Here is a 12,876-nt window from a genome sequence, read left to right as displayed (position 1 = left end):
ACAATATTGACTTAATAAGGATAACTTTATCATTATGGATGTACCAAGGAGAAAAGCACAAAAGTTCTTTCATACGCCAGTTTCTTAGCGTAAATCCATTTAAGTGATCTTTGTCTGTTATAAAAAAAAGCATGGCTTATGGATAAAAATTCTTAAAAAAAATTGTAAAAATGTTTCTTATGGCTTCTTTTCTTTCAAAGGCTAGAATTTAGCCGCTGCTGAAATTGGGCTGCAAAACTTTGTGTTTGTCAATCCAATAATGAGCCGGTTTTGTCTCTAGAATGGAAGTAAAAAATGAGAGGAATTTAAATAAAAAATGGGGGGATTTATGCTTTATTTAAGTATCGTATTGTGTTTGGTGTGTCTTTTAGGGCGTGGTTTGGGCTTTTGTTATTCTCTTATACCATAAAATACGACGCTTGATGGGGCAGTGATGGCGGCCATGGGAAATTTTGAGCAGAGATATGGAAAAATGATGTTTGAGGGTGCTTTTGCTTAATCTGAAATCAAACACAAAATTGCCTTTTGTTTTTTAGCGGTAAGTTCTCTAAAGTTTTTTACAAGGGAAAATTCTTTTTCGCTGAACATGTATTGATTATGGTGTGAGAGATTTTCTTGTGTTAAAAGACCTTCTTTTTTGGCAATATCTTTTGTTAAAAGGTCCGCATAAAAAAAGCTCATCGGGGCTTGTAGCTTTTGAGCAATTTCCAGTAAACGCCCTACGCTTACACGGTTCAAACCTTTTTCATATTTTTGGATTTGTTGAAAACTGACACCTAAAAAGCTTCCTAAGGCTTTTTGAGAAAACCCCATGGCAATGCGTCTATGACGAATTCTTTGGCCAATCGCAATATCAATAAAATGTGAGTTTTTAGTTTGAAACTGTGGATTTTTGGTTTGCACTTTAAGGCCCCCGCCTCGTGCGAGCGCCCTCGCGTTGGTATTCCGGGAGTCTAAAAGTACTGAGCTTAATCAGCTTTTTGCTTTTAGTGCGGTCGAGCACCTAGACATAGCAAAATCTCCGGAATTCCGGGATACCCGCAAAGCGGGATAAATTCATGTACTGAGCGTTCGGGCCTTTAGCTCCCTATTTGACCGTTGCGTGGACGATCAAAAACACGTGTCCATCAATAAAGGAATTTCAAAAGGTTGGCAAGAAAAAAGCGCTGTTAACTGCGCTGCTGCATTGATGAGAGTTGCTGTGAAAAGATGCGTGTTTTGGGGTTCATTGGAAACTGACACCTAAGTGGCTTCCTAAGGCTTTTTGAGAAAGCCCCATGGCAATGCGTCTGTGGCGAATTCTTTTGCTTGATTAGCAATGTCATTAAAGTGTGGGTGTTTGGTTTGAAACTGTGGATTTTTGGTTTGCACTTTAAGGCCCCCTCCGGTTGCGAGCGCCCTCGCATTGGTATTCCGGGAGTTAAAGGTACTGAATCCGAGTCAGGTTTTTTCTTTTAGTGCGGTCGAGCACCTAGACAGTGCAAAATCTCCCGAATTCCGCAATCTTTATAAAGAAAACGAATGTTTCGGCATGGATTTTCAGGCTCTAGGTTTTTCCCTTAAACTGCCCCGTACAATGAAAACCGCTTGCTTGTTTATAAAATAATTTCAAAGGACCCGCAATAAAAATGAAAGGTGCGTTTTTATCGCTCAGAAATCAAACACAAAATTGCCTTTTGTTTTTTAGCGGTAAGTTCTCTGAAATTTTTCAAAAGGGAAAATTCTTTTTCGCTACACATGTATTGATCATGGTGTGCGAGATTTTCTTGTGCTAAAAGATCTTCTTTTTTGGCAATATCTTTTGTTAAAAGGTCCGCATAGAAAAAGTTCATAGGCACTTGTAGCTTTTGAGCAATTTCCAGTAAACGCCCTACGCTTACGCGGTTCAAACCTTTTTCATACTTTTGTATTTGTTGAAAACTCACTCCTAAAAAGCTTCCTAAGGTTTTTTGAGAAAGCCCCATGGCAATGCGTCTATGACGAATTCTTTGGCCAATCGCAATATCAATAAAATGTGAGTTTTTAGTTTGAAACTGTGGATTTTTGGTTTGCACTTTAAGCCCCCCTCCGGTTGCGAGCGCCCTCGCGTTGGTATTCCGGGAGTCTAAAGGTACTGAGCTCAGTCAGCTTTTTGCTTTTAGTGCTGTTAAGCACCTGGACATAGCAAAATCTCCCGGAATTCCGGGATACCCGCAAAGCGGGATAAATTCATGTACTGAGCGTTCGGGCCTTTAGCTCCCTATTTGACCGTTGCGTGGACGATCAAAAACACGTGTCCATCAATAAAGGAATTTCAAAAGGTTGGCAAGAAAAAAGCGCTGTTAACTGCGCTGCTTCATTGATGAGAGTTGCTGTGAAAAGATGCGTGTTTTGGGGTTCATTGGAAACTGACACCTAAGTGGCTTCCTAAGGCTTTTTGAGAAAGCCCCATGGCAATGCGTCTGTGGCGAATTCTTTTGCTTGATTAGCAATGTCATTAAAGTGTGAATTTTTAATTTTAAAATGTGGATTTTTTGTTTGCACTTTAAGCGCCCCGCCTCATGCGAGCATCCTTGCATTGGTATTCTGGGAATAACAAGTACTAAACCCTAGTCAGGTTTTTTCTTTTAGTGCGGTCGAGCACCTAGACAGTGCAAAAGCTCCCAGAATTCTGGGATACCCTCAAAATGGGTTCATTGGGACGCTCGGATTTAGGGCTTGTTTCCCCTCTTGATCGGTGCGTAGACGATCAAAATATCTTTTAAGTGATAAAGAAACTTCAAAAGATTAACAAGAAAAAAGCGCAGTTTGTGCATAATGTGAGTGTATGGTGCGAGGGAATGAAGGGACAAGCTGGGATGGAGAGGGGGAAGTGTGTGAGGGCGTTGATGGAAGAGGAGAGGGAAGCGCGAATGGAGGAGGGCGTGTGGGAGTATGGAAAGGTAAAAATTGGGAAGAGTATTCTTATTATTTTGAAATCAAAATAAAAATTAGCAGAAATTAGTGGATAAAATGGCTGGGGAGAAAATTCTAACTCTCAGAGTGTGGGGGTGGTTTTTTCAGAACATAAGAGAGAAAACTTGAAAAACCTTCCCTTATTTGTGGAATTTTTATTCACAAATTTGAGAAAATAAGGTATGAACGCTGAAAAATAACGCACAGCTTAATAAAAACAGCTTAATAAAATACGTGCACTGTAAAGGAAATGATTGTTTATGTCAAAAGAAGAAGTTTTAGAATTTTCTGGTATCGTTACTGAACTCTTACCGAATGCGATGTTTCGTGTGAAACTGGAAAATGATCATGAAATTATAGCACATACCGCTGGAAGAATGCGAAAAAATCGTATTCGGGTATTAGCTGGTGATAAAATCATGGTGGAAATGACCCCTTATGATTTAACAAAAGGACGCATTACGTACCGCTATAAATAACCGTCATGGATGGTGTGTGCTTTATATATATAAAAAAGTTACTTCTTTCTATTATTTTTAGTAAACTTTAAGGAGGCTTTTGATGCGTGAAAAAGGTGAATCTTTAAAATGGCCTTGAAAATACTGTAAAATCAATGTGGGAAAAGGATAAGGAGATTAGGGTCGCTTAAAATGAGGTAAGAGACAAACTGATTGTTGAAGGGGTGGAAATGAAAATTATAAGAGAGTGGAGGAAAAAACATTTGATAGAAACTCTTGGGGGAAAAGTTCATTTGGGGGAAAATATTCATTTGGTGCTCGCCTCCGCTTCGCCACGGCGTTTAATGCTTTTAGCGCAAATGGGTATTGAGCCGCAGCAGGTTTATGCAAGTGATATTGATGAAACACCAAAATTAAAAGAACATCCCGCAAATCTTGCCAAACGTTTGGCAAAAGAAAAAGCACTCAAAGCGCAAGAGAATTTGCACTGGTACACGCAAAAGATCCAAGAAAATCAGAAGTTCACCCAAGAAAAACTGCAGAAAGAAAAACTGCAAAACCTTCAAAAAAAAGTGCCTGAGAAGAAAACAATTATCTTGGCAGCTGATACGGTGGTGGCTGTGGGGCGCACTATTCTGCCTAAACCAGAAGGTGAGGATGAGGCCTATGAATGTTTACGATACCTTTCTGGGCGGGCGCACAAGGTCTATGGCGCCATTTGTGCCTTGAATGAACAGGGAAAAATAACCGTAAAACTGGTTGAAAGTCGTGTACGTTTTAGACGTTTAACCTCTCCCATGATGAAGGCTTACCTTTCTTCAGGAGAATGGCAAGGAAAAGCAGGTGGCTACGCTATCCAAGGAAAAGCAGGGGCTTTTGTGGTTTATATCGCTGGCTCTTATTCTAATGTCGTGGGATTGCCTTTGGCTGAAACAGCCGATCTCTTGACCGCTTATCATTACCCACTTTACACTCAGTGGACTGAAGAAACGCTGTAGAAAAATTTTAAGGCAAGAGCCATGTAGGGTGAAAGGCAGAAAAAAAGCACCAAAAAGTGCAAAGAAAAACTCAAATAAAGCAAAATGAAAAAAAAGAAATAGAAGAAAAATTCATGAAAGAGGAAAAAACTCAGACGTCTCAATGTCAAAAAAAACTCCATAGCCAAAAAGAACGCTCTGAGCAAAAAGAGCCCAATTTGCCAAAAGAATCTCGTCCTCCCCATCCTTGTCCTATTTGTGGTCAAATGTCACAAAAGTCTTCTTATCCTTTTTGTTCTCCCCGATGTCGCGCCATTGATCTGAACCGTTGGCTTTCGGGTTCTTATATTTTACCACCCCCACCACAAGTTAGTGATGAAGAAGAATAAAGGAAGATGCCCTATGGTGGAGGTTGCGTGAATTTTGCATATTGAAGCGGAATTCTGCGTGCACTTTGCGTCTTGAGGTAAGTTTTTTAGGGAATAGCGGTGAAGTAAGGGAGCTCTTGCTTTTCTAAGAGACGTTGGAATGTGTCAGGAAGGCGCTAGGTATTTGCGTTGAGGGGGGAGGTTGAAAGCATGAGGCTGAAAGAGAATTTTGGAAGCGTAAGGCTGGGGATGTAAAAAACTGAATGTTAGGAAACGGTTGGGGGAATTCTGTGTGCACTTTGCGTCTTGAGGTAAGTTTTTTAGGGAATAGCGGTGAAGTAAGGGAGCTCTTGCTTTTCTAAGAGACGTTGGAATGTTAGGAAGGTGCTAGGTATTTGCGTTGAGGGGGAAGGTTGAAAGCATGAGGCTGAAAGAGAATTTTGGAAGCGTAAGGCTGGGCATGTGAAAAACTGAATGTTAGGAAACGGTTGGGGGAATTCTGTGTGCGCTTTGCGTCTTGAGGTAAGTTTTTTAGGGAATAGCGGTGAAGTAAGGGAGCTCTTGCTTTTCTAAGAGACGTTGGAATGTGTCAGGAAGGCGCTAGGCATTTGCGTTGAGGGGGGAGGTTGAAAGAGAATTTTGGAAGCGTAAGGCTGGGCATGTAAAAAACTGAATGTTAGGAAATGGTTGGGGGATAAAACTTAAATAAAAGCGAGAGTGTTTCCTGATAAAATTCCTATTGTGCTCTAACATATTATCGTTTTGTATGGTGAATTAGAGTTTTTTACAGATGGTGTTTTTTTATAAGAATATGTGGTGAATAATTGTAGGGGTGGGTTTGTTTGTCGAGCTCTTGAAAGCGTTGTCGTTTGTTGGATGAATTGGGAGATAAGGGTGTTGGGTAGGAGGCTCGATTATTGTTTATAGAGCGTGGGGTGGATTGGTCCTTTAAGATTTTTTGAAGAAAGGGTAGTGGTTGGCAAGTGTCATTGGCTACTTTTCAGTAAAAATGGTAAAGCATAAAAACGTGGAATGGTGAAGGCTAAGGGGAAATTTTAAGGCATGGGGAATTTATGCTTTGTTTATGTATCGTGTGTGCTTTGAGGGTATGTTGGGAGTGTGGTTTGAGCTTTTGGCATGGTGTGGAATGGGATGAGAGTATCGAGGGGTGAAGAGGCTTGTGAATGGAGAGATCTGTTGGGATAAAGAGTACTGTTGGTGCGTGATTGAGGATATGAAGCGAAAAATGAAGAGATAAGCTGGGATGAAGAGGGGGAAGTGTGTAGGCGTGTTGATGGAGATAGAGGTGTGAGGAAATGCGTATGGATAGGGGTGGTCGTGTACAAAAAGTGGTGCGAGCGAAGGGAGGTGTGGAATGGGATGAGAGTATCGAGGGGTGAAGAGGCTTGTGAATGGAGAGATCTGTTGGGATAAAGAGTACTGTTGGTGCGTGATTGAGGATATGAAGCGAAAAATGAAGAGATAAGCTGGGATGAAGAGGGGGAAGTGTGTAGGCGTGTTGATGGAGATAGAGGTGTGAGGAAATGCGTATGGATAGGGGTGGTCGTGTACAAGAAGTGGTGCGAGCGAAGGGAGGTGTGAAGAATGGCGAGAGGGGATGGGGCTGTTTTTGAAGCTTGATGCAACAGTGTCGTTTGAGGGCTTGTTATATCCTATCATGCTGTAAACACTGCTTTTTACGAGGTGGTGATTAGATAGTGGGGGCACGGGGAGAAAGGTTTAATTATTGTTTACGAGAGCACGGGATGGAAGCTCTGTGTCCCTTTTGGGGCACTTTTTTTAATGCGTAAAAAATTAATTTACGAGCACTTGATTATGGGCCGATACATTGTTAATACTTGCCTTCTAGCAAGGTCGCTCTTACTTTTTTGTGTAGGAGCCTTGCAGGAGAGGATACAATTGATAGGGGGGCTTCGAGATGCCAAGATATTTATTACCATTACCGCTTGTGTTGGTGGCTGGTTGCGCATCTGTGAATCATTCAAATTATGTTGCTCAAAATATTACGCAAGCTGATATAAAGTTAATTGCTCATGATTTTGTTCATAATCTTAAACAATCTTTACCGCCAGCTCATACAACACTTATTGTGAAAAAAGGTAAAATAGAAGACAATTTTGCACCTTTATTTATCAATCTGTTGCAGCGCAGTGGATATCGCGTGATCTATACAGATCAACCAAAAAAACAGCAAAATGGTGTCATTTTAACTTATCAAATAATGCCAATCGATATCGGTATTCTGTCTACTGTCTATTATGAAGAGGGTGACGTAACACGTTATTATGTACGGACTTATAATCGATGAAATTCCTTTGGTGCTTTGTCTCAAAGGAATAGATAATAAGGAAATGTTGGAAAAAAATCGCCTTAAAAAGTGAAACTGTGGAAGAAGTGAAACCGTGGACCCGTTAAATCAGATAAAACGCTGGTGAGAATGGTGAAGTATCTTCCCTTTAGCTTGTGTTCCTTTATGAGGGGACGTTTGTTACTCTAGAGGGCTGTAAAACGTCGTCTTTTGGGGGCTTGTGATATCCCCTATCTGCCGTAAACACGGCGCTTTACGGGGCTGTGATATGGATCATGAGAAATGTTGTGCAGGGGGCATGTTATGCAGGGGGCATGTTGTGCAGGGGGAGGCTGCATATATGAGCCCATGATGTTTGAGGGTGCTTTTGCTTAATCTGAAATCAAACACAAAATTGCCTTTTGTTTTTTAACGGTAAGTTCTCTAAAGTTTTTTACAAGGGAAAATTCTTTTTCGCTGAACATGTATTGATCATGGGGTGAAGGACTTTCTTGTGTTAAAAGATCTTCTTTTTTGGCAATATCTTTTGTTAAAAGGTCCGCATAGAAAAAGTTCATAGGCACTTGTAGCTTTTGAGCAATTTCCAGTAAACGCCCTACGCTTACACGGTTCAAACCTTTTTCATATTTTTGGATTTGTTGGAAACTCACTCCTAAAAAGCTTCCTAAGGCTTTTTGAGAAAACCCCATTGCAACTCTTCTGTGACGAATTCTTTGGCCAATCGCAATATCAATAAAATGTGAGTTGTTAGTTTGAAACTGTGGATTTTTGGTTTGCACTTTAAGCCCCCCTCCGGTTGCGAGCGCCCTCGCGTTGGTATTCCGGGAGTTAAAGGTACTGAATCCGAGTCAGCTTTTTGCTTTTAGTGCTGTTAAGCACCTGGACATAGCAAAATCTCCCGGATTCTGGGACACCCACAAAGCAGGTTCAATTGTACGCTCGGATTTAGGACCTTTAATCCCTCTTGATCGGTGCGTAGACGATCAAAATATCTTTTAAGTGATAAAGGAATTTCAAAAGGTTGGCAAGAAAAAAGCGCTGTTAACTGCGTTGCTGCATTGATGAGAGTTGCTGTGAAAAGATGCGTGTTTTGGGGTTTATTGGAAACTGACACCTAAAAAATTTCCTAAGGTTTTTTGAGAAAGCCCCATGGCAATGCGTCTGTGGCGAATTCTTTTGCTTGATTAGCAATGTCATTAAAGTGCGGATGTTTGGTTTGAAACTGTGGGTGTTTGGTTTGCACTTTAAGGCCCCCGCCTCGTGCGAGCGCCCTCGCGTTGGTATTCCGGGAGTCTAAAAGTACTGAATCCGAGTCAGTTTTTTTGCTTTTAGTGCTGTTAAGCACCTGGACAGTGCAAAAACTCCCGGAATTCCGAGACACCCACAAAGCGGGTTCAATTGTACGCTCGGATTTAGGGCTTGTTGTCCCTCTTGATCGGTGCGTAGACGATAAAAATATTCTTTAAATGATAAAGGAATTTCAAAAGGTTGGCAAGAAAAAAGCGCTGTTAACTGCATTGCTGCATTGATGAGAGTTGCTGTGAAAAGATGCGTGAAGAATTGGGTGTGTTTTTTGCTTCTGATGAAGCTCATTCGTTTGAAGAGGGATTTGAAGATAGGTCGGTGCGGGGTAAGCTTCGATGAAGTGAGAGCGTGGAGAAAAGTTAGATTGTTATTTATAGAGCGTGGGGTGGCGTGGTCCTTTGAGTTTTTTTAAGAAAAGGTGGTGGTGTTTTGCAAGTTTCATTGGCTGTTTTCTTTAAAAATATAAAAGTGTAAAAATGTAGATCTGTAAAATAGGAAGTTTTAAGGCATGGGGGCTTTGTTTATGTGTCGTGCGTGCTTTGGAGGGGAATGTTGGGGGCGTGGTTTGCGCATGGTATGTGGTGAGAAAGCTGGTAGGTGAATAGTCACTTATGTGCGGAGGGGGTGCTGGGATGGGAGAGTACTGTTAGGGCATGATACGAGGAATGAAGGAATAAGCTGGGATGAAGAGGGGGAAGTGTGTGGGTGTTTTGATGATAGAATAGAGGAGGGCGTGCGGAGTGGAGGATAAAAAAGCGCTGTTAACTGCGCTGCTGCATTGATGAGAGTTGCTGTGAAAAGATGCGTGAAGAATTGGGTGTGTTTTTTGCTTCTGATGAAGCTCATTCGTTTGAAGGGGGATTTGAAGATAGGTCGGTGCGGGGTAAGGTTCGATGAAGTGGGGGGAAGTTAGATTGTTGTTTATAGAGCGTGGGGTGGCGTGGTCCTTTGAGTTTTTTTAAGAAAAGGTGGTGGTGTTTTGCAAGTTTCATTGGCTGTTTTCTTTAAAAATGGTAAAGCGTAAAAATGTGGAGTCGTGAAGGTTAAGGGGGAAGTTTAGGGTGTGGAAGCTTTATGCTTTGTTTATGCATCGTGTGTGTCTTTTAGGGGGAATGTTTGGGGCGTGGTTTGGGCTTGTGGCATGGGGTGGAATGGAAGAGGATGAGGGGAGAAGAGCCACTTATGTGTGGAGGGATAAGCTGGGATGGAGAAAAGGAAAGGGCGTATTTATTGAGTGGGGTGGGGAAGTTGAAAAAACTGCTTTGTGAAGGGGATTGATCGGTATTACTTGGAAACTTTCGCTTTTTAAAGCGAGGGAAGATTAGAAAATTCTTGATAAGCTAAGGGGAATGTTGGCAATTTTTATAAAAAGTTGTTTTGGCAAAAACATGTTGGTTGATAATATTGGGTCATTGGTGGGGAGGGATTAGTGGGGGCGCATAAAAAAGGTACCGTTTTAGGGATAAATTTTGTACCGGAGGAAGATTCTTGAGGGCGATTGGATGTTAGGGGCGTGTTGAGGTGAAGAGGAGGTTTTTTAAAGGGGGATAAAGGTTAATTTTCTAGGGATTTGCTTGTATCTTCTTCTTTAATGTACTCTCCTGAATGTTTTTAGGGGATAGGGACGTGTGATTTGTTGCAAGGGGTGAGATCATTTGTGGGGGGATTTTCGCACGCGTTGCTTGGCTTTATTTTTTCTTTCATGGTTTTGCTCTTGCACTCGTTTAGATCGCAACCCATATTCATTTTAACACAACAGTTCTTCATGCTTTAACGTTTCTGGTATTTGTGTGGTGAGGTGGTTTTTATAAATATGGTGGGGAGAGCTCTTTTGGTTTAGTGTTTTGAGAGTGTAAAAGGACTGTGGCTGTGACCAAAAACGGGTGCCTAAAGGGAGCTCGCAAGAAAGGAAAAAAATGAACTTGGAAAAATATAGCGAACGCGTGCAAGGTTTTTTACAATCAGCACAAAATAATGCTCTGGCTTCTGATCATCAGCAATTTATGCCGGAACATGTCTTGAAAGTCTTGTTAGACGATGCTCAAGGATTGGCCGCGTCGCTTATTCAAAAAGCAGGGGGAGATCTTAAGCTTATTCAAACATTGCTTAAAGAAGCGCTTGAGGCTTTGCCAAAAGTGCAGGGCGGAAATGGACAGCTCTATCTCTCGCAGCCGGTGGCAAAAGTTTTTGCGCTGGCAGAAGAGCTTGCACAAAAAGCCGGTGACCAATTTGTCACTGTGGAGCGCGTTTTGCAAGCGTTGTTGATGGAAAAGTCCGCAAAAACAGCCGATATTCTCACAAAAGCGGGCTTGACTCCGCAAGCCCTTAATCAAGCTATTAATGATTTGCGCAAAGGAAAAACAGCCTCAAGCCCTCATGCTGAAGGTCAATATGATGCCTTGCAAAAATATGCTCGTGATCTCACAAAAGATGCACGCGAGGGAAAACTCGACCCTGTTATTGGGCGAGAAGAAGAAATTCGACGCACCATTCAGGTGCTTTCACGGCGGACGAAAAATAATCCCGTCCTAATCGGTGAGCCGGGCGTGGGAAAAACCGCCATCGTGGAAGGATTGGCACTGCGCATTATCAATGGCGATGTTCCAGAAACTTTGCGCGATAAAAAACTCTATGCCTTGGATATGGGGGCACTTATTGCGGGTGCAAAATATCGCGGAGAATTTGAAGAACGTCTCAAAGCTGTGCTGGCGGAAGTGCAAGCCGAAAATGGACAGATTATTCTTTTTATTGATGAATTGCATAACCTTGTGGGGGCTGGAAAATCTGATGGTCCCATGGATGCTTCAAACCTCCTCAAACCCGCTTTGGCGCGTGGAGAACTCCATTGTGTGGGCGCAACAACTTTGGATGAATATCGCAAATATGTCGAAAAAGATGCCGCTCTTGCGCGTCGTTTTCAACCGGTCTTTGTGCCCGAGCCCTCTTTGGAAGATACCATTTCTATTTTGCGTGGAATTAAAGAAAAATACGAACAACATCACAAAGTGCGTTTGGCAGACAGTGCTTTGATTGCCGCAGCAAGGTTGTCTGATCGTTATATTACCGATCGTTTTTTGCCGGATAAAGCTATTGATCTGATCGATGAAGCTGCTGCACGCTTGCGTATGCAGGTGGATTCAAAACCAGAAGAACTCGATGCGCTGGATCGGCGTATTTTACAGTTGAAAATCGAGCGAGAAGCCTTGAAAACTGATATCGAGCCTACAGCAAAAGAACGTTTGAAAAATGTGCAGGAAGAGCTCAAAACATTGGAACAGCAGTCTGCTGAAATGACAACGGCTTGGCAGGCTGAAAAACAAAAATTAGGCCATGCTGCTGATTTGAAAAAACAACTCGAAGAAGCACGCAATGCCTTGGCGATTGCACAACGGAATGGACAATTCCAAAAAGCGGGAGAGCTGGCTTATAGTGTTATTCCGGAACTCGAAAAACAATTGACTCTTGCAGAAAATGATGACCAACAAAATCAGCTCGTGGAAGAAACGGTCACTGCTGAACATGTTGCGCGGATTGTTTCACGCTGGACGGGCATCCCTGTTGATCGGATGTTGGAAGCAGAACGCGAGGCGCTCTTGCGTATGGAAGATGAAATTGCAACCCGTGTTGTAGGACAAGGCGAAGCGGTTCAAGCGGTGGCACGGGCTGTCCGGCGCGCGCGGGCTGGATTGCAAGACCCCAATCGTCCACTGGGTTCTTTCATGTTCTTGGGACCTACCGGTGTGGGGAAAACCGAACTCACCAAAGCTTTGGCGGCTTTTCTTTTTCAAGATCCCAATGCCATGTTGCGGATTGATATGTCGGAATATATGGAAAAACATGCCGGTGCACGCCTCATTGGAGCACCACCTGGATATGTCGGATATGAAGAAGGGGGCGTGCTCACAGAGGCTGTTCGCAGAAGACCTTATCAAGTTATTCTCTTTGATGAAATTGAAAAGGCGCATCCGGATATCTTTAATTTGTTGCTGCAAGTGTTGGATGAAGGGCGTTTGACCGATAGTCAGGGAAGAACCGTTGATTTTCGTAATACTTTGTTGATTATGACTTCCAATCTTGGAGCTGAGTTTTTAACTGCTTTGCCGGAAGGACAAATGGTTGATCAAGCCAAAGACGATGTCATGAATGTTGTAAAAGCGGCTTTCCGTCCGGAGTTTTTAAACCGTATTGATGAGATTATTCTTTTTCAACGGTTACAACGAAAAGACATGGAGGCCATTGTCGATATTCAGATACAACATTTGCAAAATTTGCTCAATGAACGCAACATAACCTTGCATATCGAACCCGAAGTTCGAGAATTCCTTGCTGATAAAGGCTATGATCCTCTTTATGGAGCACGTCCGCTGAAACGGATTATCCAAAAGGAAATCCAAGATCCTTTGGCAGAAAAAATCTTGTTTGGAGAAATTCACGACGAGATGGCTGTGACAGTGACAAAACAAGGTGATCGCTTGGTGTTTTTGCCTGAAAAGTAGGCTTTGAGA

At 42.4% G+C, this 12,876-nt stretch carries 10 protein-coding genes and 3 pseudogenes; 7 read left to right on the top strand and 6 right to left on the bottom strand.

Annotation, left to right across the window (positions count from 1 at the left end):
• Positions 1-495: 495 nt before the first annotated feature.
• The 4 genes and pseudogenes from AC6ER9_RS02065 to AC6ER9_RS02050 form a co-directional block, all read right to left on the bottom strand.
• Entirely contained in the window at positions 496-903 is a 408-nt protein-coding gene (locus AC6ER9_RS02065; RefSeq protein ID WP_497074783.1) for a helix-turn-helix domain-containing protein, read from the bottom strand.
• Positions 904-1,228: 325 nt separating this feature from the next.
• Positions 1,229-1,371: pseudogene (locus tag AC6ER9_RS02060) on the bottom strand (helix-turn-helix domain-containing protein); the annotation flags it as partial.
• Positions 1,372-1,643: 272 nt separating this feature from the next.
• Positions 1,644-2,054 carry a helix-turn-helix domain-containing protein gene (locus AC6ER9_RS02055; protein WP_497074782.1) on the bottom strand — a complete coding sequence of 137 codons (411 nt, stop codon included), beginning with the start codon at positions 2,052-2,054 and terminating at the stop codon, positions 1,644-1,646.
• A gap of 326 nt (positions 2,055-2,380) precedes the next feature.
• A pseudogene (locus tag AC6ER9_RS02050) lies at positions 2,381-2,523 on the bottom strand (helix-turn-helix domain-containing protein); the annotation flags it as partial.
• Positions 2,524-2,819: 296 nt separating this feature from the next.
• Here AC6ER9_RS02050 and AC6ER9_RS02045 point away from each other — a divergent pair.
• From AC6ER9_RS02045 to AC6ER9_RS02025, 5 genes are all read left to right on the top strand, one after another.
• Positions 2,820-2,966 carry a hypothetical protein gene (locus tag AC6ER9_RS02045; protein ID WP_497074781.1) on the top strand — a complete coding sequence of 49 codons (147 nt, stop codon included), beginning with the start codon at positions 2,820-2,822 and terminating at the stop codon, positions 2,964-2,966.
• 228 nt (positions 2,967-3,194) lie between these two features.
• A complete protein-coding gene (gene infA / locus AC6ER9_RS02040; RefSeq protein WP_004857577.1) occupies positions 3,195-3,413 on the top strand; it encodes a translation initiation factor IF-1 in 219 nt (72 codons plus the stop codon).
• Positions 3,414-3,622: 209 nt separating this feature from the next.
• Positions 3,623-4,390: a Maf family nucleotide pyrophosphatase gene (locus tag AC6ER9_RS02035; RefSeq protein ID WP_497074780.1), complete on the top strand. Its 768-nt coding sequence runs from the start codon at positions 3,623-3,625 to the stop codon at positions 4,388-4,390.
• Between the two features lie 113 nt (positions 4,391-4,503).
• Complete coding sequence (gene yacG / locus AC6ER9_RS02030; RefSeq protein ID WP_497074779.1) at positions 4,504-4,758, top strand: DNA gyrase inhibitor YacG; 255 nt, start codon at positions 4,504-4,506, stop codon at positions 4,756-4,758.
• A 1,918-nt stretch (positions 4,759-6,676) separates the two neighbouring features.
• On the top strand, positions 6,677-7,066 hold the full coding sequence (locus tag AC6ER9_RS02025; RefSeq protein ID WP_497074778.1) for a conjugal transfer lipoprotein TrbH: 390 nt from the start codon (positions 6,677-6,679) through the stop codon (positions 7,064-7,066).
• A 371-nt stretch (positions 7,067-7,437) separates the two neighbouring features.
• On the opposite strand, the gene AC6ER9_RS02020 is transcribed toward AC6ER9_RS02025, so the two are convergent.
• Positions 7,438-7,845, bottom strand: coding sequence for a helix-turn-helix domain-containing protein (locus AC6ER9_RS02020; RefSeq protein WP_497074777.1), 408 nt, complete (start codon positions 7,843-7,845; stop codon positions 7,438-7,440).
• Positions 7,846-8,166: 321 nt separating this feature from the next.
• Positions 8,167-8,411 (bottom strand): annotated as a pseudogene (locus AC6ER9_RS02015) (helix-turn-helix domain-containing protein); the annotation flags it as partial.
• 1,021 nt (positions 8,412-9,432) lie between these two features.
• Here AC6ER9_RS02015 and AC6ER9_RS02010 point away from each other — a divergent pair.
• Entirely contained in the window at positions 9,433-9,639 is a 207-nt protein-coding gene (locus AC6ER9_RS02010; protein ID WP_497074776.1) for a hypothetical protein, read from the top strand.
• A gap of 648 nt (positions 9,640-10,287) precedes the next feature.
• The gene (gene clpB / locus AC6ER9_RS02005) at positions 10,288-12,867 is read left to right on the top strand and encodes an ATP-dependent chaperone ClpB (RefSeq protein WP_497074775.1); all 2,580 of its coding nucleotides are present in this window, start codon (positions 10,288-10,290) and stop codon (positions 12,865-12,867) included.
• The last annotated feature ends 9 nt before the right edge of the window (positions 12,868-12,876 follow it).

The organism is Bartonella sp. SL317, assembly GCF_059687655.1.
The sequence above is the reverse complement of the archived record's forward strand: the minus strand, read 5'-3'. Positions and strand labels throughout refer to the sequence as shown.

Excerpts from the sequence above, each read along its gene's own strand:
- AC6ER9_RS02045 (WP_497074781.1), top strand. The coding sequence starts at position 2,820 with ATGAAGGGACAAGCTGGGATGGAGAGGGGGAAGTGTGTGAGGGCGTTG.
- infA (WP_004857577.1), top strand. The coding sequence starts at position 3,195 with ATGTCAAAAGAAGAAGTTTTAGAATTTTCTGGTATCGTTACTGAACTC.
- AC6ER9_RS02035 (WP_497074780.1), top strand. The coding sequence starts at position 3,623 with ATGAAAATTATAAGAGAGTGGAGGAAAAAACATTTGATAGAAACTCTT.
- yacG (WP_497074779.1), top strand. The coding sequence starts at position 4,504 with ATGAAAGAGGAAAAAACTCAGACGTCTCAATGTCAAAAAAAACTCCAT.
- AC6ER9_RS02025 (WP_497074778.1), top strand. The coding sequence starts at position 6,677 with ATGCCAAGATATTTATTACCATTACCGCTTGTGTTGGTGGCTGGTTGC.
- clpB (WP_497074775.1), top strand. The coding sequence starts at position 10,288 with ATGAACTTGGAAAAATATAGCGAACGCGTGCAAGGTTTTTTACAATCA.